The sequence below is a fragment of the Pedobacter sp. 01N310 genome (assembly GCF_056399805.1).
Map to the genome: position 1 here is coordinate 175,154 of NZ_JBFTSB010000009.1, position 26,571 is coordinate 201,724.

A 26,571-nucleotide genomic window follows, 5' to 3' on the forward strand; every position below is an offset into this window, starting at 1 on the left:
TTTTAAATAGTTTGTAAGTATAATTCCTGAAGATCAGCTGCAGTGATGTCGCTGGCTTTAAGTGTATGGATTAATTCGCCTTGTTTCATAATGCCAATGTGCGAACCCACATTTACTGCATTAAAAATATCGTGCGTAGCCATCAGAATTGATTTGCCTTCGGCAGCTAATTGTTTAACCAATTGGGTAAATTCTGCTGTAGCTTTTGGGTCCAGCCCGCTGGTTGGCTCATCCATTAAAATAATCTTTGCGTTTTTGGCCAGTGCAATAGCGATACCTACTTTTTGACGCATGCCTTTACTAAAGCCCGATAAATGTTTGTAGTTGGCAGCTTCCTGTAAACCACATTGCTTTAAAAAACCGATCAAGCTTGAAGTACCATAGTTAAACCCCGCCAGTTTAGAAAAGTAATCGAGATTTTCGATCGCCGAAAGATTGCTGTAAAGCATAACTACCTCAGGAATGTAGGCCAGATGTTTCCGCCGTTCGTCATCGTGCGAGGAGATTTCTTCGTTGTCGATTAAGATTTTTCCGCTACTGGGCTCAATAAAACCTAAAAATAAATTAATGGTAGTGGTTTTTCCGGCACCGTTTTGGCCCAGCAGGCAAAATACTTCACCGGGATTAACGGTTAAATTAAGCTGATTTAAGGCGCGGTAAGATTGATAATTTTTGGATAATGAAATGGCTTGAAGCATAATAAAATATTGGCGCATACCAAACAGGCATGTGCGTTAAACAGAGTAAATTTGAAGGATATGAAAAGAAACTTCTTGTATGAAGATTAAGCCATTAGGCTAGGTGGGCCTTTATTGGCGCAGCATAAGATGTAAGCAACAGGATGCCTCATGAGGTAAACGCAAGGTTTAATCGTTGGTTTAACTACGCGTAAAGCAAATGTAATAGGAGCAGGAAAATCGAAAAAGTGCGATCGGTGTTTCAATACCTCGCACAATTTACATTTTAGCTTTGCCGAACTCAATTGTTTAAGCAGGTGCGCCTCACTACAGCTTTGCTTGCTGTAACCGGTTTTTTCGGCGCCATGATGGTGAAGGCTTTCGATTAGTGTTGCATTAAGAAATACCGCCAATAGCAATACCGCCCATATACGGGCAAAAATTTCTTTGCGATATGTGTACACTGAATATTTCAATGCAACAAAGTTACATTTAAAAAATTATAAATCAAGTATTGTGTTGTTCTGTTATTGCTGAGTCGGTTAACTATATGTCGTTTCATCAACTGCTGACTAAATATTATTTGTCCTTCGACTCTACTATTATTGATGTTATTTTGTAATTATTTAAATATGAGTGCTTTATGTTGATTTTGTATTTCCGCCCAACTAGGCCTTAGCACCGTATCCTCGTTCTACTTAAATCCGGCCTAACAAATTTTTCGGACTGCACTGCCCAAGCCAATCTACTGGCTTCGAAAGAAAAATTTTCAGCCGGTGTTTTTTGTTTCTTTTTGACATCAAAAAGAAAAAAGCCCGTCCGGCTAGGACTAATAAAACACCCCGTCCTACGGACACCCCTCTGAAAGAGGGGAATAGCATATTGCACAAGACCGATAATTAAATGTCAATTATCTTGATTTTTTATGCAGTAAATTAAGCCTCAGGCTGACATTTCGATTGAGGAATCAGTGTATTTATTAATCGTTTAATCGACTCCAGACTTCGGACTACTGACTCCTCAACTTCCGACTAACCCCAATAATTCTTACCTTTATTTCAAGCTATGGATCCTAAAGAAACACTAAAAGCGCATATTTTAAAAACCGCTACTTTAACCGACAAAGAGTTCGATTATTTATTTTCCCATTTCAAGTTAAAGTCTTTTAAAAAAGGGCAGGCCATCATTAGCGAGGGAGACAAGGTAGATCACGAATATTTTGTGATCTCGGGTTGTTTAAAAGCTTTTTTTATCAACGATGAAATCAAAATGTATATCCTGCAGTTTGCGATGCCTACCTGGTGGACTTCAGATTATGGCGCCCTATACAACCATACCCGTGCAACCATAAGCGTAGATTGTATTAGCGATGCAGAAGTATTATGTCTTTCTAACGATGACCGCGAAAAAATCTGCAGCGAAATTCATCAGGCTGAACATTTTTTCCGTTGGAGAACAAACAGGGGCTATCTGGCTTCGCAGAAAAGGCTGTTATCTTTTATGAATAACGATACCAAAGCCCGCTACGAGGAACTTTTGGCCATGTATCCTCAACTCTATAATCTCGTGCCTAAACATTTAATCGCAGCCTATTTGGGTGTTTCCAGAGAAACCCTGAGCAGACTTTACAACGCACAAAAATAACGTTTGCAGAATGTGATGTACATCACCTAAGCCCTGTAAAAATCCTCCTTTACTTTGTGTTGTCAAATCACTAACGATTGATAAAACAAAGAAATGGAAACTACAAAATTTGAAATTGTAAGCGCTCAAAGCAACATCAACTGGACTGGTAAAAAAGTTACCGGTGCACACAATGGAACCATCACGATTAAATCGGGTTCACTAAGCTTAAACGATGGTAAACTCAGCAACGGGAGCTTTATTATCGATACCACGTCTATCGTAATATTGGATGTTACTGACCCTGCAACCAATGCGCAATTCGCGGGACATTTATTCTCTGAAGATTTTTTTGCAACCGATCAGTTCCCAGAGGCCACATTTGTCATTACAGCTGTTGATCAAACCAATGAAGATAATACAGTAATTACTGGTGATTTAACCATTAAAAGCATTACACATGCTGTAATTTTTGCAGCAGATGTTGTGGTTAATGGCAATACCTTAACAGCTTCTGGTAAAATCTTTATCGACCGTAACAAGTACAACATGAAATTCAGATCAGGTAACTTTTTCACCAACCTTGGCGATAACCTGATTTACAATGAATTTGAACTTGATGTAAAATTAACAGCATCATTAACTATTTAATCGAACAGCCATGCCATACGTAAAAATAGAAGTAACCCGCGAAGGTGTTACCCGCGAACAAAAACAGACTTTAATTAGTGGAATAACCAAATTGATTACCGAAGTATTGGATAAAGATCCAAAGCTTACCCATGTAGTAATTCAAGAGATCGAATTGGATGATTGGGGCTATGCAGGCGAGCAGGTATCGGTATTGCGCGAAAAAGGGATAACAGCAAACAATAAATAATCATCAAAAACATGAAAACACTAACCGTAATTATAACAGGCGCATCAACAGGCATTGGTCGCGCCATTGCAGGTTTATTTTTGAAACAGGGTCACAATGTGGTGATCAACGCTGCAAATGAGAACAATTTAATTACTGCTTTCAACGAATTAGGATCGCACCACCAATTGGCGATGGTAGCTGGCGATATCAGCAATATAAACACAGGTAAACGATTGGTAGAAACTGCCATAGCGCGTTTTGGTGCCGTAGATGTGCTGGTAAATAATGCCGGTATTTTTGAACCAAAACCTTTTTTAGAGGTAGATGAAGCGTACCTGGACAAATTTTTGAACATCAATTTAAAAGGCACATTTTTCACTACTCAGGCAGCCATCACGCAGATGTTGAAACAAGATGGTGGTGCTATTATTAACATCGGAACTGTATTGGTAGATCATGCCATTGGAGGTTTTCCTGCTACAGCACCCATTTCAAGTAAAGGTGGCATCCATGCTTTAACCAAACAATTGGCTGCAGAGTTCGGCAAAAACAACATCCGGGTAAATGGCATCGCTCCTGGGATTATTAGAAGTCCGTTACAGGCCAAAAATGGCATTAGTGATGCAGATGCGTTTGCAGGTTTACATTTATTAAACCGTATTGGCGAAACAGAAGATGTAGCTCAACTCGCCCTGTACCTGGCAGAAAGTAATTTTGTAACGGGCGAAATCATCAATTTAGACGGAGGCCATGTAGCAGGGCATCACATTGGCTAAGGATAAAAATTAAAACAAGAACCAGGTATGCAAAGGGAATACTTAACCCCGGGCATACCTTAAAAATTAAAACCATGAACAATTACACTGAAAACGCAAATGCAATAGCAGAGGTACTGTCATCTTATTTTAAGGGAGTTTTTAATGGAGACACAGCATTGCTCAGAAAAATATTTCACCCCCAGTCTATATTGGCCGGTGATGTAAATGGCCTTCCATATTTTAAAACACTGGATGAATATTTAGAAGGGGTAAGTAAGCGCAAAAGTCCGCAGGAGCTCAATGAAACATTCCACATGGAAATATTGTCGATAGAAATTATCAATTCTATTGCAATTGCGAAAGTTCATCTGCCTATTTTTGATTTTAATTATTACGATCTTTTGTCGTTAAATCTAACCGATAGCGGGTGGGTGATTGTGAATAAACTTCTAACCAACGTAAAAATTTATTAGGATGTGGAATAGAACTAAAATAACCGAACTTTTAAAAATCGAATATCCGATTTTATTAGGCCCAATGGCAGGTGGATTTTCAACACCTGAGCTTTTAGCAGCCGTATCAAACGCTGGTGGTTTGGGCAGCTTCGGCGCATATACCTTAAGTCCTGAAGAAATTATAGAAACCGATAAAATTGTTAGAACAAAAACAGATAAACCTTATAACATCAACCTATGGGTGAATGATGTAGATGAGTGTTTGCTTAATTATCCATCAGAAAAAATAGAAGAGATTAAACTATTATTCAAACCTTTTTTCGACGAGTTAAGTATTCCCTTACCAGATCTTGATGCCAATGTTCCTTCAAAATTTTTGAAACAGGTTGAAACCGTTTTTGAGCTGAAACCTGCAGTATTTAGTTTTATATTCGGCATACCTTCAAAAGAAATATTAAACGAAGCACGAAAGTTAGGCATTAAAACAGTGGGTGCAGCAACCACATTGGACGAAGCTTTAGCACTCGAAGAAGCCCGGGTTGATGCCATTGTTGCAACAGGATTTGAAGCGGGTGGACATCGTCCTTCATTCCTTAAACCGGCAGATGAATCGTTAACAGGGACTTTTGCATTGATCCAACAGGTAAAAGCGAAAACAAAAACACCTCTAATTGCTGCCGGTGGTATTGCCGATGCAAAAGGTATAAGGGCCGCATTAACACTTGGTGCAGATGCAGTTCAAATGGGTACCGCCTTTTTAGTAACCGACGAATCTAATGCAACGCCGATGCACAAGGCAAAACTTTTCTCCGAAGAATCAAAAAATACGGTGCTTTCTAAATCATTAACAGGAAGAATGGGCCGGATGATTGCTAACCGGATATCCAATGCTATTCATTATGAAACCGAGGTATTGCCCTTTCCGCTTCAAACCCGATTAATGGGGCCGTTACGAGCTGCTGCCATTGAGCAGGGCAAAACAGATATGTACAATTTCTGGTCGGGACAAAATGCGGTAAACTTAAAATATACTTCTGCAAAAGAATTAATGGAGGTGTTGGTTAAAGAGGTGAGGTAGTTGGCTTGGGGGATTGGTTAATTGTTTAAATCGGTAAACTGGTTATTGGTAACTGTTAACTGGCAACTGATCTTCGGACTCCCGACTAAAGACTCCGGACTAAGTGCTATTTCACCCGTACATTTTCTTCAGCTAACCTAACCGTTTCACTAATCCTTGTTGCTCTTGTTTCTGTTCTTTTGGCTTCTGATATCCATTTTAATATGGCTTTCTTTGAAGAACGAGGGAATTTATCCCAATGTGCTTGTGCTGATTTGTTGGCTTCAAATTCTTTTTTTAAATCATCGGGTACAATCAGATTTTCCACATCGTTTAGGGCATCCCACATGCCATTGGCTTTAGCTGTTTCGATCGACTGTAGTCCTGCATGGCTCATCAATCCTTGGGCTATCATGTGTAAAGCCTTATTCTTGTTAATTGCGCTCCAATTGCTTTTAGGTTTTCTTTTGGAGAAAAATTGATAGCGGCTTTCTTCATCACGTTTCATTGTTAAACTATCAATCCAACCATAACAGAGGGCTTCATCAACTGCGTTGCTATGTGGTAAACGATTTGCTGATGCATCTTTTTTATAGATAATTAACCAAACAGATACTTCTTTTTCATGGTTTTCGGCGAGCCATTGGCGCCAATCGGCCTGGGTTTTGGCATAAAAAGCTTTAACTCCGTTTTTTATTTCTTCCATAGCAATGATAGTTCATTAGTCATTCGTTCACTAGTCATTGGTCACTTCAATCTTAATTGGTTTTTTGTATAAATGGTTAATCGACTCCAAACGCCAAACGCCCAACTCCAAACTGGTTCACTCGGTTAATTGTTGAAATCGGTTAATTGACTCTAAACGCCAAACGCTCAACTCTAAACTACCATTGCTCATTTATCGTTAACGCTGTATATCAGCTGCACAACACCTGATGGAGCGCTTTTTGTTTCTTTTAATGTTAACCAAACCCGATTGGTAATTTCGCTGAACAGTAATTTTCCTTCACCCAATATTACCGGATGTACAGCTAGCTGAAACTCATCAACCATGCCGGCATTTAAAAAAGTCGATATTAATTTTGCACCACCGTACAGCCAGATATCTTTTCCGGGAAGATTTTTAATTTCGTTTACTCTTTCTACAATATCCGTTTGGATAAAAACAGCACCTGTATCATCGCTGATTTTGGTTTGCGAAAAAATATATTTTTTCTTGCTGTTAATGTTTTCGGAGATCGATTTCATCAATTCATCCTCTTCTTCTCCAGGCTGGTAATTTCCCCAGAGATCATAGCTGATTCGTCCATAAAAAATAGAATCTATGCCATCTAAAAAATCGTTAAAATTGGCATCGCCATCCATAATACACCAATCAATTTCTCCATTAGGTCCTTCAATGTAGCCATCAAGCGTAACGGCAAGGTTTAGAATAATTTTTTTCATATTTCGAAATTATTTTATCCGTTCGATACTAAAAGCGCGATCTTCTTTGTTAAAACCCACTTTAGGGTAATAATCAAAAGCAGTAGGTACTGATAAGAGAAGAAGCATACATTGATCTCCGAGTTTTTGACGTGTAATAGCAATCATTTCTTTGCCTATTCCCGAACTTTTTAAATCTGTAAATACTGCTAGATCTGCGAGGTAAGCGCACCAGACCCAATCGGTAATGGTTCTGGAAATACCAACAAGTTTATCTTCCTGCCAGGCCGTAACCAATAAGTCTGCATTTTTTAACATCAATGCTATTCTTTCTGGTTCAGTTGGCCTTTTAAGTCCGGCCTGGACAAATAGTTCAATTACTTCTTCTGGTGTAGGGATAACACCTATCTCATAGGTAATATTCATATCAATAGGTTTTACTACTAAATTACAAAATATCACTTAATGGACTAATATAAAATAGGTTTTGAATTTAGATTTGGGATTCATCACTATCAGTTAATTTTTCAACTTAACCTTAACTTAACATATACGCTCTTACTTTGTTCAGCATTGCCTGATATAGATGCTTTTAACATGACCAAACCCTTTAGTGTTCTTGTACTTTTTCTGCTTTTTATTTCGAACGCGATTGCCCAGGAAGAAAAATTCGAATCGATTATTGCCCTGAATCAAAAAGATCCGACTGCAGCCCTGGCTCAATTAAAAAAAATATACGCCAAATCTATCGATGACAATGATGAGCTTTTAGAAGGCAAATGTTTGCAGCAGATGGGTAAGATTTGTTATACACAAGGGCATTTCAGTCAATCGTTAGAGTTCTTTTTAAAAGCCGATAAAATATTCAACAATGCCAATCAATCGCTTTTATTGGCAGCCAACCTTAACGATGCGGGCGTGCTCTACTATTATATGAAGCAGAAAGACAAGGCTATGCATAGCTATAACAAAGCCATCGGTATCTATAAAAGATCGAATAACTTAACCGGACAGGCAACCGTTTTGGGCAATATTGGGCAGTTATACGAAAAAAGGCAACTTTACGACAGTGCATTTTACTATCAAAAGCTCGCTTTAAAAATAAACGGGCAGGTTAATGATAAAAGTGGGGCGGCAAAAATACACGAAAACCTGGGCAGTATATATGAAGATCTGGAGCGTTACGATTCTGCTTATGTGCATTTTAAACAGTCTCTAAATTTATATCAGGAAGATCATAATGACCTCGGGAGTATCGAGGTCATTAATAATTTGGGCGATATCCTCCGTAAAACAGGCCGGTACAAGGAAAGTATTGTGCTAACCGAAACAGCGTTGAAACTGGCCGAAAAGATGGGTAATATCTATCAGTTAAGCTCCTGCTGCAGAGATTTGGGCAAGGCATTCGAACTGTTGAACAACATGGACAGCGCCTACCACTATGTAAAACTTGGCTATAAATACACGATCGATCTGTATTCGGAAGACGGTGCCCGGCAGGTAGCTTTTTTGCAGGTGCTTTACGATATCAATAAAAAATCGGATGAGATAAATAAACTGAAAAACGATCGGAAGGTGAACAGGATCATTGCTTTTTCTGCCACAATTGTAGTCATATTATTGGTTGTTTTGGGATTTGTTATTTTTAGCAGACAAAGGTTAAAATTAAGAGATCAACAGATGCTGGCGCGGCAGAAAGCAATAGAGCATGATATGACCAGTCTGGCGCTCAAAAATCTTCAGCTCGAAGAGCAAAATCTTAAACAGTTGCTGGAGGTTAAAAGTAGAGAACTGTCTACCCATACCTTAAATCTGATTAAACACAACCAATTCCTTGAAAATCTTAGGGGTACCTTACAAGCAATGGTAAAAGAGGATAAACGCGATCAGAAAAAGCAGATGAACCAGATCCTCACGGAGATTAATCTGAGCTTTAATCACGAGCGCAACTGGAAAGAATTTACGGTGGCTTTCGAACAGGTGCACCATCAGTTTCTCGAAAGCCTAAAAAAATATAGTAGTGAGCTTACCTCAGCCGATATGCGCTTGATTGCACTGTTAAAAATGAACCTCGATTCGGGCGATATTGCAACCTTGCTTGGGATATCTACTGATAGCTTAAGGGTATCGAGATATAGGCTAAGGAAAAAGCTGAATCTGGCACAAGGCGATAATTTATCAGCATTTATTCAGGCATTATAACCGTTACATCAGCTGTATTATTATTACTTGTTTTTTTGGTTTTTAGAGGCTTAACAATTTGTTAATGTAACGGTAATGAAAGCATAACGGCGTTTTTATGATTGTTTAATTTATTGATAATCATAGTGTTGTATGTTTATGTTGCCTTTTGATATATGCTTGTTGTAACGCTGTTGCCTTTATGTAACCTCAATAATTTCTTTGTGTAAAATGGTGTATACACCTTTGCCCCCGTCGATAATAAAAAGACATGACCAAACACAATGAATAAACGATTACAAATTCTGTTTTTACTTCTTTTTTGTGCGGGCACCGCAAATGCCACAAAACTGAAAGGCCACGTTTACGATAAGCAAACTGGAGAGGCTATTGTAGGTGCAACAGTGGTTTTAGAAAACCCAAGGCGAACAACCAATACCGGATTAGATGGTACTTTCGAGTTTAAGGATGTAAAAGCAGGTGCTGCCAAAATTAGCGTAAGCTACATTACTTACAAAACCATCGAAAAAACCTTAGTGATACTGAAAGAGGATAACGATCACTTAAAGTTCTACATGGAGAGCGATTCGAAAAGCCTTGATGATATTACCATCAAGTCGAATGCAGTTAGTTCTACTGATCAGGGTGCAAGGCGCCTGGAAAAAAATGCCCCACAGCTGATGAATATCGTATCAGGAAGGTCGATAGAGATTTCACCGGATTTAACGGTAGCCAATGTGATGCAGCGTATTTCTGGTGTATCTATAGAGCGCAATAGCAATGGCGATGGACAATATGCCATTTTAAGAGGAATGGATAAACGCTACAATTATACTTTGGTAAATGGCGTGAAAATCCCAAGTCCGGATAATAAATACCGTTATGTTCCGCTTGACCTTTTTCCTTCTGACTTGCTCGACCGTTTAGAGGTGTACAAAACGCTTACCCCAAATTTAGAGGGCGATGCCATTGGCGGTGCCATTAATATGGTGATGAAAAATGCTCCGGGCTTATTGCAGCTAAATGCCAATGTTTCTACAGGTTATAGCCAATTGTTTTTCGACCGTAAGTTTACCAGTTACAATGCTTCAGGTATTAATTATAAATCGCCCTACGAAATAAACGGGAAAAACTATAATGCTACACAGAATGATTTTAGCAAAGGCACACTCGATTATAAATATAAAAATCCTGCACCTAATTTAATCGGAAGCTTATCCTTAAGTAAACGCTTTTTGGATAATAAATTAGGGGTGGTGCTGGCAGGAAGTTATCAGAATACTTACCGCGGTAGCAACAGTACTTTTTACAATAATTCTGTTGTAGGCGTCGATCCTTATGCCAAAATTACCAGCAAAAGTTACCGTGAGTATTCTGAACAGCAACAGCGAACAGGTTTACATGGAAAAATTGATTATGTTTTTAACAAAGACCACCAGATCAGTTTATACAATGTATATGTTAACCTAAAAAACCAGCAGGTTAGAGATGCTGTAACCACCACCTATAATGGGGTTTATAATCCAACAGCTGGGAATGCAGAATTGGTTTATGATACCCGTAGCCGCTTAACCGAGCAACAGATTTATAATACTACGCTTCATGGCGATCATAAATTCTTTGATGATAAATTTAAAGTACAATGGTCGGCGGTTTATTCTTCGGCCAAAAACGATGTACCCGAAAATACCAGCATCAGTTTAAACGGAATACAGCAGAATTTTCAAAGCAAACGTACCAGTTTGGTCAATACTAATCCGGTTACCCGTAGATGGGAACGTAATACTGATGAGGACTTAGCTGGCTACCTGGATCTGACTTACCAGGTTTTGGCTGGCGAGCATAAACTGGATATTATGACCGGAGGTTTATACCGCGATAAACAAAGAAGCAGTTTCTTTAATAACTACAATCTTGCCCCAAGCGCAGCCAATGCATTTGATCTTTACGGTGTGAATTTTCAGAGTTATACCGATTTAAACCTCGTGGTGAGTAATTCTACTGGAGCAGTAGCTAACGCATTAACCTACGATGCAAGTGAAAAAATAGCAGCTGGATATGGAATGTTTAAATATAATTCGGCCAAATTAGAAGTGATAGGAGGGCTAAGGGTAGAGCATACCAATCAGGGTTATAACCTGCTTTTTCCTGCAGGCGAGGCTTTTCCAAAAGGAAATCAGATTTATACTGATCTGCTGCCCAGTTTAACCGCAAAATACTTCTTAAGTCCAAAAGCCCAGTTGCATGCGTCTTATTACAAAGCCCTTAACCGCCCTGGGTTTTATGAAATTGTACCGGGAAGAGTAAAGAACGAAGATTTTATAGAACGTGGTAATGTGAACCTGCAACGCGCTTTGGCCGATAACTTCGATTTACGCTACGAACTTTTCCCCGGTGCTTCAGAACAACTGTTGGTTGGTGCTTTTTATAAGCGGATCAAAAACCCAATTGAATATACTTTTCTGGCTGATGCCGTTCGCGGACAGGATACTTATTATACCCCAGGAAACTTTGGCACGGCCAATAATTATGGTGCAGAGATAGATTACATCAAATATTTCAGCAAAATAGGCCTGAAAGCCAATTATACCTATACCCATTCGCGCATTAATACCCTTAAAACCACCAGGGTTATCAATAGTACTACCGGAGATACGGAGCCGGCCAATGTTAACCAGGAACGCCCGCTTTACGGTCAGTCAGCGCATATTGCCAATTTATCGTTATTGTTTAAAGACACTAAAAAAGGCTGGGATGTTCAGGTTGCAGGTGCTTATACAGGGCCACGCATTAACACGGTTTCTCAATTTTTAAATAACGATTTGTGGCAGGAAGGATTCGTACAGATGGATGCTTCAGCCGAGAAACGTTTCAAAGGCGGGATCAGTGTTTTTGTAAAAGCCAATAACATCTTAAATACACCGACAAAATTATTTATAAAAGGTACAAATCCTGAGAATAACAACATCAACGAAGACCTCGTTAAAAATGGGAATACATTGATCAGAAGTGATTATTATGGCCAAAACTACCTAGTTGGTTTCAGATATAAGTTTAATTAATAGAATTTAAAGATATAAAGACATGAAATCGAATCAGATTTTTAAATTGATGGTCCTGGTGGTGTTAGCCTTAGCAGGATGCGAGAAAGCCAATATAGATGTAGATACCAGCGCTGTTGATGGTTCGGCAATTGGTGAGGTTTCTGGGGTTTGGGCTAAAGGCAGTACGCAGGTAATTAAAGGCGATATCGTAATCCCGGAAGGGAAAACGCTTACGATTGAAGAAGGGGTAACGGTATTGATGGATACAGTTGCGAAACCAGAAATTATTATAAAAGGCAATTTGTATGCTTTAGGAACCACAGAGAACCCTATTAAATTTACAGTAAACGATTTTTACAAAACGCCGTTAACCAAGTTTGGTAAACTTTGGGGTGGCATTTTGGCTGGTCCAACATGCGAGGAACTGGTGCTTGACCACGTAATTCTAGAATATGGTGGTGCTAAAACATCCGATGCTTCTACTTCGGTAAAAATGGGACTGTACAAGGCTGTTGCGGGCGAAAGTTTGCCAGCACTTTGGTTTGCCAATGCCAGAGGGAGATTGGTGGTTCAAAATAGCACCATCAGAAATTTTCAGGAAGATTGTACTTATATTGAAGGTGGAAGAATCATTTTTGCCAATAATGTGTTTTATACCACTGGTGTAACAGGAGGAGAGGCCATGAACTTTAAGTCGGGCTGTTTGGCTGATATAGCCTATAATTTGGTTTATAGCACCAATACCAATGCCTTAAAATTATCTAATACTGGCGATAAAACGCCCCAAACGTATATTATTGCTTATAACAATACGATGGTGAATACAGGCTGGAGAAGACCAACAGCGAAAGGCGGATCAATCTGGCTGGAAAGTACAGTGCGTGCCGATCTGTATAATAATCTTTTTGCCAACACCCGTTTTGGTGTGAAAAGAGATCCGAAAAAGCCTGAAGATAACCGTTCTGCTTACAGCAATAACTGGTATTACGGTTTCGATCAGGCCACTGTAAACCAGTTTCAGCCAACTGGCGATATTGTAGGCGGTAAAAACGATGTAATTAGTAATGTTGCCGGAGCAAATGACCCTAAATTTGTGAATTATCCATTAAATACTGCAGTTACCAATGCCGATTTTAATACCGCATGGGATTTTCACCTGCAAGGCAACTCACCAGCTTTGGGTAAGGGCATCACCAACTTTACCCGCCATCACCAGACCGGAATTACAATGAAAAATGGTATCACCTATAGCTCACCTTCACCATCAACATTTGTTGGTGCATACGGAACTAAAATATAAAATGAAGCATAATAATATATTAAAACTTGCCGCTTTTGCGATTTTAAGCCTGACCATTTCTTGTAATGGAGGTACGCAAAACGAAAATACTACAGCAGTAAAACCTTTATACGTATCCGATCCTGTCGATTTTGATACTGATGATCCTGCCATCTGGGTAAACCCGAACGATCCGGCGCAGTCTTTGGTAATCGGTACCGATAAAGATAGCAGCGGTGGCTTATATGTTTTCGATCTGAAAGGTAAAATCATCAAGTCGAAAACCGTAAAAGGCTTAAAGCGCCCAAACAACGTTGATATTGCCTATGGTTTATTGTTGACTGGAAAAAAAACAGATATTGCCGTAACCACAGAACGTTACACGCATAAACTAAGGATATTTTCCCTTCCTGATATGAAAGCAATCGATAATGGCGGAATTCCTGTTTTTGTTGGCGAAACAGGCGCAGAGTACCGCGATTTGATGGGGATTTCGATGTATACCGATCCAAGTGGAAAAATTTATGCAATTGTTGGTCGTAAAACGGGGCCTAAAAACGGAGGTTATCTTTGGCAATACCTGTTAACCGATGACGGAAAAGGCAATGTTAAAGCAGATTTGGTTCGGAAATTCGGTCAGTATAGTGGTAAAAAAGAAATAGAAGCCATTGCTGTTGATAACGAATTGGGGTATGTTTATTATTGCGATGAGCAGGTCGGTGTACGCAAGTATTATGCCGACCCGGCCAAAGGGAATAAAGAACTGGCACTGTTTGGGCAGGGCGATTTTGCTGTCGACAATGAGGGGATTGCCATTTATAAAACTTCAGGGAATAAGGGATATATCATTGTATCCGATCAGGGCGCTAAGCAGTTAAAAGTGTACGATCGGGTGGCTAAATCCAATACTGCTCATCCACACCCACTGTTAACCACCATTAAATATTCAGCCAATCAAACGGATGGTATTGATGTGGTTTCAGTTCCTTTAAACGCTGATTTTAAACACGGCTTGTTGGTGGCTATGAGCGATGATAAAACCTTTCATTTTTATAGATGGGAAGATATAGCAGGTAAAAAATTGACTAGTGTAAATCCATAACATTAACATTTGTTTTTTGGAAAGCAATTGCAGGAGCATTTAGGGCGGTTCAGTCCTGCTCCCGCTTCTGCCAATTTGAAGGAAATTGGCATCCCGCTTTGATCAGGTTTAGGAGGCATAAGTAGTACTACTATTATGGGTATAACAAACCCCTGCCCGTTGCAGGTGGGCAACTAATGTAGTTAAGTTAACGAAAAACCAAAAAAGTATTATCATCCTGAGCCTGTCGAAGGGTAAATGTTTTTTGTTTTCGACTAGTGGAGCTGCTGCCAGCAAAGGTCTTCGACAGGCTCAGACTGACAACGCCTACGAGATGTCTCCAGTTGCGGTCGTCACCCTGACCTGTAGTGAAACGGAAAGCTACGAAGTAAACCGAGCTTTAAGCGAGCTCACCGAAGGTAATTAGCAGTCTGATGAGATTGATCTATACCGCAATATTATTCGATAATTTATACTCAGACGGGGTAATGCCCGTCTGTTTTTTGAAATACTTTCCAAAAAAAGAGGAGTTGCTAAAGCGCAGTTCCATAGCCACCTCCGAGATGTTCATAACATGGCTGGTTAACAGTAGTTTCGCCTCCCTGATCACCATTTCATCAATAACTTCCCCCGCTGTTCTGTCGGTTACTTGTTTAACAACCTGTGATAAATGCCTTGGCGTGATGCGTAAACAGTTGGCATAATAAATTACACGTTTTTCCTTCTTAAAGTTTTCCGATACCAGCGATAAAAACCGATTGGTAAGTTCTGTCTTGCTATCATGAGCAAAAGGTATCGGATCTTTCCGTTTATTCTTTAGCAAAAAGATGTCGTACAAAAGCTCTAGGAAGCTATTGTGCACAATATTTTTAATCTGCGGGGTGTCTTTAGGTACATTCAGTTTTTTGTGCAGCGCAAGCATGTCATAGTAAATGAATGTGTATTCTTCTTTTGATAATGAAAATTTATGAGTAGGATCGTTCTGGAACATTCTGTAAGCTTCTCCGCTATTAAAGAATATCCCCTTGGTTTTTAAATAATTTTTATTAAAATGGATGCTGATGAAAGAAACATCACTGTTGTTCTTAATCTCATAAACGGCATGTGGAAAAATGAGTAGAATATCTCTTTGATTTAATACATGCTCTACAAAATTTATCCGGAGGTTCATCTTTCCTTTTGTGATCAGAATTAAAGCATAACTCGATACGCGAAAAGGTTCCGAACTGCAATAATGTGGATCGCTACTATGGTGGATTTTTGCCATCAATCCATCATTTAAAGAAAGCGCTTCCTCATGGTTTTTTTCTGAAAAAGTTTTATTGAGTAACTCTTGTTGCATAAAATCGTTCAGCGTTTTTTAATAATTTCTTAACAGATTCGATCATCTTTTGCACTACAATTTTAGCCACCCTTTTATGGATAGTTTTTCGCCCTTTATCTGTCGGATTTTGTACTGGCAAATGTAATGTTCGAGATCAATTTTGCAATAACAATTTTTTAAAATGACTAATTTCTGATTAATTTTCAATCTTTTGATTAATAAATATCAAATTTTAATTGACTTAAAAACAGTAAATTATGTTATTTGTTGTGCTGTTTTGTATGTTTTTTATCGTTTTACTATTTTATAATAAAAGTCAGAATGTCAATTGGTCAATTCATCTGAATGTCACATTTCGTCGATCCAACTTTTTGACCAATATATCCCACATTTGAACCTTTTTTTGGCTTCAATTCCGCGTTAAAATTGTGTTATCAAATCGTTTGGTTAATGCGGCCTTAATCTACCTAGTTGATTTTAATCTCTACAAGTAGCATTCAGGTACAGGCCAAATTTTCAGAACAGGGTTTTAAAAACTGAAGAATATAAGTGTTCAGCATGCGTAAAAAATTACAAGATAGAATTGCCTCTTTTAAGGATGCGGCGGTGATAAAAGAAAAGGGATTATATCCTTATTTCAGGTCGATAGAATCGGGCCAGGATACCGAGGTGGTTATAAATGGGAAAAAGGTACTCATGTTTGGTTCCAATTCCTATTTAGGGTTAACCAATCATCCTAAAATAAAAGAAGCCGCAAAAGCAGCTATCGATAAATATGGGACTGGCTGTGCAGGATCGCGTTTTCTGAACGGCTCGCTCGATATTCATCTCGAATTGGAAAATCGCCTCGCAGAATATGTGGGCAAAGAAGCGGCAGTGCTTTTTAGTACTGGTTTTCAGGTCAACCTAGGGGTAATATCCTGTTTATTAGATCGTAACGATTATCTGTTATTGGATGAGTACGACCATGCCTCGATTATTGATGGAAGCCGTTTGTCCTTCTCGCGCACCATCAAGTATGCGCATAACGATATGCAGGACCTGCGCCGAAAACTGAGCAGATTACCTGAAGATGCCGCTAAACTGATTGTTTCTGATGGCATTTTCAGTATGGAAGGCGATTTAGTTAATCTTCCAGAAATGGTAAATATTGCCAATGAATTTGGTGCCAATATTATGATGGATGATGCGCACAGTTTAGGAGTAATCGGCTTTAATGGATCGGGAACGGCATCACATTTTAATCTTACGGAGGATGTAGACCTGATTATGGGCACTTTTAGCAAATCGCTGGCCTCATTAGGTGGTTTTATTGCGGGCAATGCCGAAACCATCGAATATATCAAGCACCGTGCCCGTTCACTGATGTTCAGCGCAAGTATGCCGCCTTCTGCTGTAGCAAGTGTAATTGCTGCATTGGATATTATCGAATCAGAGCCTGAGCGTATTGATAAACTCTGGGCCAATACAGAATATGCGAAGAAACTTTTGCTCGAGGCCGGTTTCGATATCGGGCACAGCAATAGTCCGATTATTCCCATTTACATCCGCGATAATACCAAAACCTTTATGATTACGAATATCCTTCAGCAAAATGGGGTATTTGTAAACCCGGTCGTTTCACCAGCGGTGCCTTCCGATTCATCATTGATCAGGTTTTCTTTAATGGCCACGCATACTTTCGAACAAATTGATTCAGCCATAAGCAAACTAAGTGCTGCTTTTAAAGCTGTTAATGTAGAATTAGTAGGAAGCCAATCATGAGAGAACTGGTAAAAGTTTCTGGTAAAAAAGCATTAAAGGCGTTTGTAGATTTTCCACACCAATTGTATGCGGCCGATGTAAACTATGTCCCTGAGCTTTTTATTGCCCAACGCGACTTGCTTACCCCAGGCAAACATCCTTTTTACGAACATTCTGAAATACAGCTTTTTTTACTGTACGACGAAGGTAAAGTAGTTGGGCGAATTGCGGCAATTAACAATACAAATCACAATAAAGTTTACGGCGGACATGATGGTTTCTTCGGTTTTTTCGATTGTATAAATGATGCGGAAGTTGCCTTGCAGCTTTTAAATGCAGCACAGGATTGGTTATCGGAAAGAGGGCTGACAAAAGTTTTAGGTCCGGTAAATTTTTCAACCAACGAAGTATGCGGATTACTGATTGAAGGTTTCGATGGGCCACCTGTGGCCATGATGCCATATAATGCGCCATATTATCTGTCGCTTTTAGAGCAAACCGGCTTTCGGAAAAATGTCGATTTAAGGGCATACCGCTACACTGCGGGCAATTATAGCGAAAGATCGGTTAAACTGCTGGATAGGATAGAAGAACGGCTGCTCCGTAACGACATTGTGCTGCGTAAAATCAACATGAAGAAATTCAAGGAGGAGTGTAACGCCGTGAGGGAAGTATACAATAAAGCATGGGATAAAAACCTTGGTTTTGTACCGATGACGGATAAAGAATTCGACTATACCGCAAACGATTTAAAACTGATCCTCGACCCAGAGTTTTGTATCCTGGCAGAACAGCATGGCAAGATTGTGGGTTTTGCATTGGCCATTCCTGATATCAATCAGATCCTGATCAAAATTAAACGAGGTAGGTTGTTCCCTACAGGTTTAATCAAACTTTTGGCCAATAAAAAGAAAATTGATGGCATCCGTATTTTGTTGCTTGGCGTAGTAGATGGTTACCGTAAAATGGGGATTGAAGCTTGCCTTTATGGCCGTATCATCAAACATTTTAAGGCTAAAAACATGAAATATGCAGAGGCCAGCTGGACTTTAGATCATAACGATCTGATCAATAAACCTATTGAAGATATTGGTGGTAAACTATATCGTAAGTACAGGATTTTGGAGAAAGCGATATGAAAAAGCGGGTGTTGATTACAGGCGCGACAGGATTTGTAGGGTATCACCTGATTAAATCTGCTTTGGCGAATGATCTCGAAGTGTATGCAAATGTACGTCAATCGGCCACTGCAACACATCTTAAAGATTTTCCGATCAACTATGTTGACCTTGATCTTTCTTCCATATACCTGTTGAAGGAAAATATAGAGGAAAAAAGATATGACTACATCGTGCATGCAGCTGCGGTAACCAAGGCAAAAAAACTCGATGATTACAATCAGGTAAACGCCATTTATACCCGGAACCTGGCTTTGGCGGCTTCAAAATCGGCACATAGCATAAAGAAATTCGTATTTATCAGCAGTTTGGCCGCACTGGGGCCTTTAAATCGGAAAAATGAAAAACTGACAGATATGGGGGCATCAAATCCGGTAACCAATTATGGGATCAGCAAAGCACTTGCAGAGACATATTTATCGCTGATCCCCAATCTGCCCTTAATTACCTTCAGGCCTACCGCAGTATATGGGCCGAGGGAGAAAGACATTTTCATATTGATTAAAACCATTAAAGCAGGACTGGAGCTGTATATCGGAAGACAGGAACAGGAACTGAGCTTTGTGTACGCCACCGATCTGGCCAATATTATTATAAAAGCACTTTCATCTGATGTGGTTGGCAAAAGTTATAACATTTCTGATGGGGCAGTTTATAGCCGTTCTGCACTAGCTAGCCATGTGCGCAAGGCCTTAAACAAAAAAACGTTGACCGTGAATGTACCTGTGCAAATGATTAAGGGCCTTGCCTGGTCGATGGAACGGTTGTATGGCGTGTTTAATAAGATTCCTGCTTTAAATGTAGATAAGATAAAAGAACTCACCGCGCTCAATTGGGGCTGCGACATTAAAAATATTCAGAACGACTTTGGTTTTGTGCCCCAATTCGGACTCGAACAAGGGCTTAATGAAACCATAAACTGGTACCGTAAAAACAATTGGTTATAAGATTTTAAATAAAATAGAATGAAACAACAAGTAAAAGCAGCTGAAGGCAAGCTGGGAATATTAATGCCAGGATTAGGCGCTGTAGCAACAACCATGATTGCCGGAGTTGCTGCAATTAAAAAAGGGATATCAAAACCGATCGGTTCGTTAACACAGATGGGTACCATCCGTTTGGGCAAAAGAACAGAAAAAAGAGAACCAAAAATTAAAGATTTTGTGCCTCTGGCTGGTCTTGAAGACTTGGTTTTCGGTGGCTGGGATGTTTATGAAGATAATGTTTACGAAGCGGCAATGAATGCCCGCGTATTAGACGCTAACCTTTTGCGCGACGTACGCGAGGAATTACAGGCCATTAAACCGATGCGTGCTGCTTTCGACAGAAATTATGTAAAAAACCTTGATGGTAAATATGTAAAAGATCTCGATAACCGTTACGAACTGGCATTAGCCGTAATGGAAGATATTAAAAACTTCAAAGAAGAAAACAATTGCGACCGTATTGTATTGGTTTGGTGTGGTTCTACTGAAATTTATTTTGAACCATCAGAAGTTCACGAATCGCTTGCTGCGTTTGAGCAAGGTTTAAGAGATAACGATTTGCGTATTGCGCCAAGTATGATCTATGCTTATGCTGCATTAAAATTAGGAATTCCTTTCGCTAATGGAGCACCAAACTTAACGGTTGATATTCCTGCCTTAATCGAACTGGCTAAAGAAACCGATACCCCAATTGCTGGTAAAGATTTTAAAACCGGTCAAACTTTAATGAAAACCATTCTGGCGCCTGGTTTGGCGGCACGTTCGTTAGGTGTAAACGGTTGGTTTTCTGATAATATTTTAGGTAACCGCGATGGTTTGGTGTTAGACGATCCTGATAATTTTAAAACAAAAGAAGTATCTAAACTTGGTGTACTGGAAGATATCTTTAAACCAGAGGTTAACCCTGATTTGTATGGCGATATGTACCACAAAATCAGGATCAACTATTATCCGCCTCACGGTGATAACAAAGAAAGCTGGGATAACATCGATATTTTTGGTTGGTTAGGTTATAAAATGCAGATCAAGATCAATTTCCTTTGCCGCGATTCGATTTTAGCTGCACCGATTGTATTAGATCTTGCTTTGTTTATCGATTTGGCTAAACGTGCAAACCTATCGGGCATTCAGGAATGGTTATCATTCTACCTGAAATCGCCACAAACGATTCCAGGTGTACCTGCAGAAAACGATATTTTTAAACAGTTGATGAAACTTCAGAACACCTTACGTTACATCATGGGCGAAGAATTGATCACCCATTTAGGTCAGGATTATGAAGAAGAACTGATAGAAACAGTATAGTGTTTATCCACAAATTTCTTTCAACGGCTCTGGGAATCGGGTATATCGGCAAGGGCGCAGGTACTTATGCTGCTATAGCAACCTGCATCTGCTGGCATCTTTTCCAGAGCCCTTATACCAACCCTTATTTATGGCCGATACTTTTCACTATGCTCATCGTGATGTTGGGGGTGATGAGTGCCGATCGGGTGGAAGAGATTTGGGGAAAAGACCACGGTAGGGTGGTGATTGATGAAGTGGCAGGAATGTGCATCACCCTATTGTTTGTGCCTCTGAAATGGGAATACACACTAATAGGACTTGTTCTTTTTAGATTTTTCGATATCCTCAAGCCGCTTTACATCCGAAAACTCGAAGAATTGCCAGGTGGTTGGGGGGTAATGGCCGATGATGTGCTGGCCGGGATTTATGCAAATGTTATACTGCAACTGGTTGTTGCTTTAGAACTGTTTTAACCATGATGTTCACTTATCTAAAAGCACAGGCATCATCCTTAGTGGCCTCGGCAACAGATTTTGGTGTGACCATTATTGCCGTAAATCTTTTTGGCTGGTGGTATCTGGCAGCAAGTATTACAGGTACGGTTGCAGGTGGAGCAGTTAATTTTTATGTGAACCGGAAATGGGTTTTCGAAAGTGAATCTACCGCTATTAAATGGCAGGTGCTGAAATATATTTTGGTATGGGCCGGCAATCTGATCATCGTAACCGCGGGTGTGTTTATGCTCACCCATTTTTGTAGTCTCAATTATGTTCTCGCTAAAGTGCTCAGCTCAGTTATAACCGGGTTAAGCTACAATTATATCATGCAAAAGCAGTTTATTTTTTCAAGTTAAATGAAACCGATTTATTCATTTTTTCTCCTCGTGGTGCTCAGTTTTATTTTGCAGGTAAATGCTTTTGGCCAAAGAACAGTAGTATCTGGCATCGTGCGCGATGCGGTTACCAAAGAAACATTGCCCAATGTTTCCGTTTTTTTTAAGGATACTAAAATAGGCATACAAACCGATGTAAACGGAAAGTACACATTGGTTTCTCCCGATCCTCAAAACGAAATCACGTTTAATTATGTAGGTTATCGGGCGGCTTTTAAAAATGTTATACCATCTGCAACGCAGGAACTCGATATTGCATTGGTTCCTGATTCAAAAGCTTTGGACGAAGTGATCATTGTGGGTGGTAAAAAGATAAAATACCGAAACAAAGATAATCCCGCGGTAGAATTGATCCGCCAGGTAATTGCCCATAAAGATGAAAACCGGATTAAGAGTTACAATACGGTGTCTTTTAGGCAATATGAGAAGATGTTGTTTTCGTTGAGCAATGTTTCGGAAAAGTTTAAGAACAAAAAGATGTTCAGAAATTATCAGTTTTTATTTCAGGAACAGGATTCGACCTTAATTGGCGGAAAAAACCTCTTGCCTGTGTACATTCAGGAGAAACTGGCCGATAGTTACCTCAGTAAAGATCCGGAAAGAAATAAAACTGTTGTTATTGCTGAGAAACAGGTCAACTTCGATAGCAGGTACATCGATAATAAGGGAATGAAAACTTATTTCGATAGGATGTATCAGGATATTGATATTTATAAAAACAACATCTCCGTAATCAGTAACGAATTTTTAAGTCCGATTTCGGATGGAGCACCTGCTTTTTATAAGTTTTTTATTACCGATACGTTAAAAAATCAAAAACCTCAGGTTATTGAACTTTCTTTTACCCCCCGAAATACAAACGATATGTTGTTCGAAGGAAAGATTTATGTAACGAATGATAGCCATTACGCCGTTACGGGTGCTTCATTTGGGGTAAATAAAAACATTAACCTCAATTTTGTTCGTGCGCTAAAAATCGATCTCGATTTCGAAGCCAACAACAAAGGTAAATACAGTTTAAGTAAAAGCAATCTGCTGGCCGATTTCGGTATCGGCAAAACCAAAGGCATAGGTTTTACCGGCGAGCGTACCGTTACCTATAAGAATTACCAGTTTGATATGGTTCTGCCCGATACTATTTTTCAAGGGAAAAGTACCGTTGTGCGGGCCGATGCAGCAAAAAAAGACGATAAATTCTGGGAGCAAAACAGACTGGATACCATTTCGAAGAACCAGCTGAAGATTTATGGTAATATCGATACCCTGCAAAATCTGCCATCTTTTAAACGGACAATGAGAATTGTTACCCTTTTATTTGCAGGCTATCAGAATTTAGGCCCTTATGAAATTGGTCCGGTAAATACATTTTATAGCTTTAACAATGTAGAAGGTTTAAGGCTGCGGGTAGGCGGCCGAACAACACCAGAGCTTAGTAAACGTTATTATTTCGAAAACTATTTGGCTTATGGGATTAAAGATGAGAAATGGAAGTTTTTTCTTTCCGGAACTTATTCGCTGAACAATAAATCGATCTACGAATTCCCCCAAAACTACGTTAGGGCCAGTTTTCAACGCGATACAAAAATTCCCGGACAAGAGCTACAGTTTGTGCAGGAAGATAATTTCCTGCTCTCGTTTAAAAGAGGAGTAAACGATATGTTGCTTTACAACGATTTTTATCGTTTAGATTATGTTAAAGAATTCGAAAACCACTTTTCTTACAACCTTGGCTTTAAAAAGTGGAGCCAAACGCCTGCCGGTGGACTCAATTACCTAAACGGAGCAAATCAGTCTGTCAACAGGTTAAGCACCAGCGAAATTTCCTTGCAATTAAGGTACGCGCCGAATGAAAAGTTTTATCAGGGAAAAATATACCGTGTACCCATTGCCGATCGTTATCCGGTATTTAATTTGCGTTATACTGCAGGTTTAAAGGGCGTTTTCGGTGGCGAATACAATTACCATAATTTAATGGGAAGCATCGATAAACGTTTCTATTTATCACAGTTAGGCTATAGCGATGTAACTTTCGAAGGTGGTTATATCGCCGGAAAAGTGCCTTTCCCTTTATTGGCCATACACCGAGCCAACCAAACTTACGCCTATCAGCTCAACTCTTATAACCTGATGAACTTCCTCGAGTTTGTGAGCGACCATTATGTAAGCATTAATATAGACCACAATTTTAACGGCTTCTTTTTTAATAAAGTACCATTAATTAAGCGGTTAAAATTAAGGGAAGTGGTTTCGTTTAAGGCATTATATGGTGGGTTGAGGAACGAAAACAATCCAAATTTCCAATCAGGACTATATCAGTTTCCCGTTTACGAAAATGGCGCACAAAGAACTTATGCATTGGGTAACGAGCCCTACATGGAGGGCAGTGTTGGTGTAGGTAATATCTTTAAACTATTGAGGGTAGACGTGGTGAAGCGGTTCAACTATCTCAATAATCCGGAGGTTTCGGAGTGGGGAATAAGGGCAAGGGTAAAATTTGATTTTTAAGAAAAAAGCTATGGGAAAAAATCTAAGAGACAGTCTGCAACAGGGCATATACAAGGTGATCAATCCTTTTGTAAAGGGACTGATAAAAATAGGTTTAACGCCTAATGCGGTGACGACCATTGGCCTGATCCTGAATATCGGTGTGGCCGTAATTTTTGTGCTCGGTGCCGAAAAATCGAACCGTGGCGATATGTCATACATCGGTTGGGGAGGGGCGCTGGTGCTTTTTGCGGGTCTGTTTGATATGCTCGATGGTCAGGTGGCGCGATTAGGGAACATGAGTTCGAAGTTTGGTGCTTTGTACGATTCGGTTCTTGATCGCTATAGCGAAATGATCATGTTTTTGGGCATCTGTTATTACCTGGTTGCGCATCATTATTTTTTAAGTTCCTTGTTTGCGTTTATCGCATTAATCGGCTCGATGATGGTGAGTTATACCCGCGCAAGGGCCGAGGGATTAGGTGTGGAGTGTAAAGGCGGTTTAATGCAAAGACCAGAAAGGGTAGTAACCATTGGCGTTTTTGCCATAGCCTGTGGTATTGCAGGTCATTTTATTGGCGGCAATTACAAAGTTTACGTACCAGGTGTTTCATTCCATGTTTTCGAAACGATGTCGATTTTTACCATGCCCATTACCCTAATGGCAGTATTGACCAATATCACTGCAGTTAAAAGGTTACAGGAAGCCAAAAAAGGACTCGAAGCGCAAGAATTTAATGAGCGAAAAGGAAATAACAAGGCGGCATTAATTGCGGGTTTGGTATTAATGGGAAGTTTAACTGGAGTACTTCCCTTTAATGCAAATGCGCAGGGATTAGATCCTTCTCCGATTACTTTTCCAACGCCAAAAGATATCAGTAATCAGCTGTTTTATTTACAGCGCGATCCGAATACCAATACCATTATCTGCCAGCTAAATGTAGACAAACATGGCGAAGTAAATAAAGAACAGCCCGTAAATGTATTTTGGATGCGCTACGGAGATAAAGGCGAGAAGAAAGAACTGAGTTATATCCAGCGGAAATTTGCATATGGCATTATCAGCAAAAATCTGGGTAACGGTCAGTTCGAATTGAGGTTTACCTCGCATAAAAAACTGCCAATGTACCTGAATAAATCTGGTGCAGATAAAAAATACCATGTTTTTGCCACCATTAACAATAAAAAAATGCAGTTAGAACGGATTTTCCTTCGGATTGAGGGCGGTACCTTTTGGTTTCCGAATGTAAAATATGTAGAGATAAAAGGTGTTGATGCTTCGGAGCCTTCAAAAGTGTTAGTTGAAAGGATTAAGGTTTAGCTGATGTCATTCTGAGTGCAACGAAGAATCTTTTACTATTTAGGGCCAGGGGTTGTGTGCTGTAGGTTAGAGATTCTTCACTGCGTTCAGAATGACAGCGATTTGTCAGTCTGAGTGGAGTCGAAGACTTTCACTAAACGCTCACTTGATCCGTCATTTCGAGCGGAGTGCAACGAAGCCGAGAAATCTAAAAGATAGATCTCTCCATTTCGCTCTCGATGAAAAATCGGTGCGCTCGAGTCGAGATGACGATTACACATTAACCGAGTCGAAGACCAGTTAAAATATTACCAATGAAAAAGAATTTTGTTTCAAATTCGACAGCATCTATCAGGATGTTTAAAAATGACTTTTTAGAAAGCCTATCAAAAGTTAGGTTTTATGTGCCTTTGATTGTTTATGTTCCGGTTATTGCTTTCCTTTTTTGGAAGGCGCTTTGGGAAATCGAAATGCCTGTTTTGAGTTTTGCAGGTTGGTTTTTGTTAGGCCTGGCCATCTGGACAATTACCGAATACATCCTGCACCGCTATGTTTTCCATTTCGAACCGGAAGTCGAATGGGGCAAGAAAATCCATTTTATTTTTCACGGTGTACACCACGATTACCCCAACGATGCCAAAAGATTGGTGATGCCACCTTCGGCTAGTATCCCTATGGCTTTGGGTTTTTATTTTCTTTTCGATTGGTTATTGCCCGATACAGTGGTTTATCCATTTTTTTCCGGTTTTATGATCGGCTATCTATTTTACGATATGGTGCATTATGCACTTCACCATGCCAATTTTAAAAGTGGTTTCTGGAAACAGTTAAAACAGCACCATATGCTTCATCATTATTCCGATTCGACCAAGGGGTATGGGGTAAGTTGGACTTTTTGGGATCATATTTTTAGATCTAATTTTGATAAAAAATAA

At 39.6% G+C, this 26,571-nt stretch carries 25 protein-coding genes; 19 read left to right on the forward strand and 6 right to left on the reverse strand.

The window, feature by feature from the left end; all coding sequences use genetic code 11:
* Positions 1-2: 2 nt before the first annotated feature.
* Together AC1DNH_RS18260 and AC1DNH_RS18265 are read right to left on the reverse strand one after the other, a co-directional pair.
* Positions 3-698 (reverse strand): ABC transporter ATP-binding protein, encoded by a 696-nt coding sequence (locus AC1DNH_RS18260; protein ID WP_477585123.1) that lies wholly within the window; start codon positions 696-698, stop codon positions 3-5.
* A gap of 86 nt (positions 699-784) precedes the next feature.
* Positions 785-1,141 carry a hypothetical protein gene (locus AC1DNH_RS18265; RefSeq protein ID WP_477585122.1) on the reverse strand — a complete coding sequence of 119 codons (357 nt, stop codon included), beginning with the start codon at positions 1,139-1,141 and terminating at the stop codon, positions 785-787.
* A gap of 601 nt (positions 1,142-1,742) precedes the next feature.
* On the opposite strand from AC1DNH_RS18265, the gene AC1DNH_RS18270 reads away from it, so the two are divergent.
* From AC1DNH_RS18270 to AC1DNH_RS18295, 6 genes are all read left to right on the forward strand, one after another.
* The gene (locus AC1DNH_RS18270; protein ID WP_477585121.1) at positions 1,743-2,321 is read left to right on the forward strand and encodes a Crp/Fnr family transcriptional regulator; all 579 of its coding nucleotides are present in this window, start codon (positions 1,743-1,745) and stop codon (positions 2,319-2,321) included.
* Positions 2,322-2,414: 93 nt separating this feature from the next.
* Positions 2,415-2,951, forward strand: coding sequence for a YceI family protein (locus AC1DNH_RS18275; RefSeq protein WP_477610997.1), 537 nt, complete (start codon positions 2,415-2,417; stop codon positions 2,949-2,951).
* A gap of 10 nt (positions 2,952-2,961) precedes the next feature.
* Positions 2,962-3,180: a tautomerase family protein gene (locus AC1DNH_RS18280; RefSeq protein ID WP_131531439.1), complete on the forward strand. Its 219-nt coding sequence runs from the start codon at positions 2,962-2,964 to the stop codon at positions 3,178-3,180.
* A gap of 11 nt (positions 3,181-3,191) precedes the next feature.
* Positions 3,192-3,938, forward strand: coding sequence for an SDR family NAD(P)-dependent oxidoreductase (locus tag AC1DNH_RS18285; RefSeq protein WP_477585667.1), 747 nt, complete (start codon positions 3,192-3,194; stop codon positions 3,936-3,938).
* 74 nt (positions 3,939-4,012) lie between these two features.
* Entirely contained in the window at positions 4,013-4,393 is a 381-nt protein-coding gene (locus AC1DNH_RS18290; protein ID WP_477585669.1) for a nuclear transport factor 2 family protein, read from the forward strand.
* Position 4,394: 1 nt separating this feature from the next.
* Positions 4,395-5,453 carry an NAD(P)H-dependent flavin oxidoreductase gene (locus AC1DNH_RS18295; RefSeq protein ID WP_477625560.1) on the forward strand — a complete coding sequence of 353 codons (1,059 nt, stop codon included), beginning with the start codon at positions 4,395-4,397 and terminating at the stop codon, positions 5,451-5,453.
* Positions 5,454-5,559: 106 nt separating this feature from the next.
* On the opposite strand, the gene AC1DNH_RS18300 is transcribed toward AC1DNH_RS18295, so the two are convergent.
* From AC1DNH_RS18300 to AC1DNH_RS18310, 3 genes are all read right to left on the reverse strand, one after another.
* Entirely contained in the window at positions 5,560-6,138 is a 579-nt protein-coding gene (locus tag AC1DNH_RS18300; RefSeq protein ID WP_477585045.1) for a YdeI/OmpD-associated family protein, read from the reverse strand.
* Positions 6,139-6,326: 188 nt separating this feature from the next.
* Positions 6,327-6,878, reverse strand: coding sequence for a dihydrofolate reductase family protein (locus AC1DNH_RS18305; RefSeq protein WP_477585044.1), 552 nt, complete (start codon positions 6,876-6,878; stop codon positions 6,327-6,329).
* A 9-nt stretch (positions 6,879-6,887) separates the two neighbouring features.
* Positions 6,888-7,283, reverse strand: coding sequence for a GNAT family N-acetyltransferase (locus AC1DNH_RS18310; RefSeq protein ID WP_477585043.1), 396 nt, complete (start codon positions 7,281-7,283; stop codon positions 6,888-6,890).
* Positions 7,284-7,454: 171 nt separating this feature from the next.
* On the opposite strand from AC1DNH_RS18310, the gene AC1DNH_RS18315 reads away from it, so the two are divergent.
* The 4 genes from AC1DNH_RS18315 (at position 7,455) to AC1DNH_RS18330 (ending at position 14,463) form a co-directional block, all read left to right on the forward strand.
* On the forward strand, positions 7,455-9,059 hold the full coding sequence (locus AC1DNH_RS18315; protein WP_477625561.1) for a tetratricopeptide repeat protein: 1,605 nt from the start codon (positions 7,455-7,457) through the stop codon (positions 9,057-9,059).
* Positions 9,060-9,322: 263 nt separating this feature from the next.
* Positions 9,323-12,100, forward strand: a complete 2,778-nt coding sequence (locus AC1DNH_RS18320; RefSeq protein ID WP_477625562.1) for a TonB-dependent receptor — start codon at positions 9,323-9,325, stop codon at positions 12,098-12,100.
* A 22-nt stretch (positions 12,101-12,122) separates the two neighbouring features.
* Positions 12,123-13,382, forward strand: coding sequence for a right-handed parallel beta-helix repeat-containing protein (locus tag AC1DNH_RS18325; protein WP_477578485.1), 1,260 nt, complete (start codon positions 12,123-12,125; stop codon positions 13,380-13,382).
* 1 nt (position 13,383) lies between these two features.
* Positions 13,384-14,463 carry a phytase gene (locus AC1DNH_RS18330; RefSeq protein WP_477609967.1) on the forward strand — a complete coding sequence of 360 codons (1,080 nt, stop codon included), beginning with the start codon at positions 13,384-13,386 and terminating at the stop codon, positions 14,461-14,463.
* Positions 14,464-14,887: 424 nt separating this feature from the next.
* Here the strand turns inward: AC1DNH_RS18330 and AC1DNH_RS18335 are convergent, their stop codons facing one another.
* Entirely contained in the window at positions 14,888-15,784 is an 897-nt protein-coding gene (locus AC1DNH_RS18335) for an AraC family transcriptional regulator (protein ID WP_477578488.1), read from the reverse strand.
* Positions 15,785-16,324: 540 nt separating this feature from the next.
* On the opposite strand from AC1DNH_RS18335, the gene spt reads away from it, so the two are divergent.
* From spt to AC1DNH_RS18380, 9 genes are all read left to right on the forward strand, one after another.
* A complete protein-coding gene (spt, locus tag AC1DNH_RS18340; protein WP_477578490.1) occupies positions 16,325-17,530 on the forward strand; it encodes a serine palmitoyltransferase in 1,206 nt (401 codons plus the stop codon).
* Positions 17,527-18,648 (forward strand): hypothetical protein, encoded by a 1,122-nt coding sequence (locus tag AC1DNH_RS18345; RefSeq protein ID WP_477578491.1) that lies wholly within the window; start codon positions 17,527-17,529, stop codon positions 18,646-18,648. Before spt ends, AC1DNH_RS18345 begins: the two co-directional genes overlap by 4 nt.
* Positions 18,645-19,634: an NAD-dependent epimerase/dehydratase family protein gene (locus AC1DNH_RS18350; RefSeq protein ID WP_477610459.1), complete on the forward strand. Its 990-nt coding sequence runs from the start codon at positions 18,645-18,647 to the stop codon at positions 19,632-19,634. Before AC1DNH_RS18345 ends, AC1DNH_RS18350 begins: the two co-directional genes overlap by 4 nt.
* Positions 19,635-19,652: 18 nt before the next feature.
* Entirely contained in the window at positions 19,653-20,978 is a 1,326-nt protein-coding gene (locus AC1DNH_RS18355) for an inositol-3-phosphate synthase (protein ID WP_477578493.1), read from the forward strand.
* Complete coding sequence (locus tag AC1DNH_RS18360; protein ID WP_477578495.1) at positions 20,978-21,433, forward strand: phosphatidylglycerophosphatase A family protein; 456 nt, start codon at positions 20,978-20,980, stop codon at positions 21,431-21,433. Before AC1DNH_RS18355 ends, AC1DNH_RS18360 begins: the two co-directional genes overlap by 1 nt.
* Before the next feature lie 2 nt (positions 21,434-21,435).
* On the forward strand, positions 21,436-21,813 hold the full coding sequence (locus AC1DNH_RS18365; protein WP_477578496.1) for a GtrA family protein: 378 nt from the start codon (positions 21,436-21,438) through the stop codon (positions 21,811-21,813).
* A complete protein-coding gene (locus AC1DNH_RS18370) occupies positions 21,814-24,357 on the forward strand; it encodes a DUF5686 and carboxypeptidase-like regulatory domain-containing protein (protein ID WP_477625563.1) in 2,544 nt (847 codons plus the stop codon).
* A 10-nt stretch (positions 24,358-24,367) separates the two neighbouring features.
* On the forward strand, positions 24,368-25,657 hold the full coding sequence (locus tag AC1DNH_RS18375) for a DUF4833 domain-containing protein (RefSeq protein WP_477578498.1): 1,290 nt from the start codon (positions 24,368-24,370) through the stop codon (positions 25,655-25,657).
* A 293-nt stretch (positions 25,658-25,950) separates the two neighbouring features.
* Positions 25,951-26,571: a sterol desaturase family protein gene (locus AC1DNH_RS18380; protein ID WP_477578500.1), complete on the forward strand. Its 621-nt coding sequence runs from the start codon at positions 25,951-25,953 to the stop codon at positions 26,569-26,571.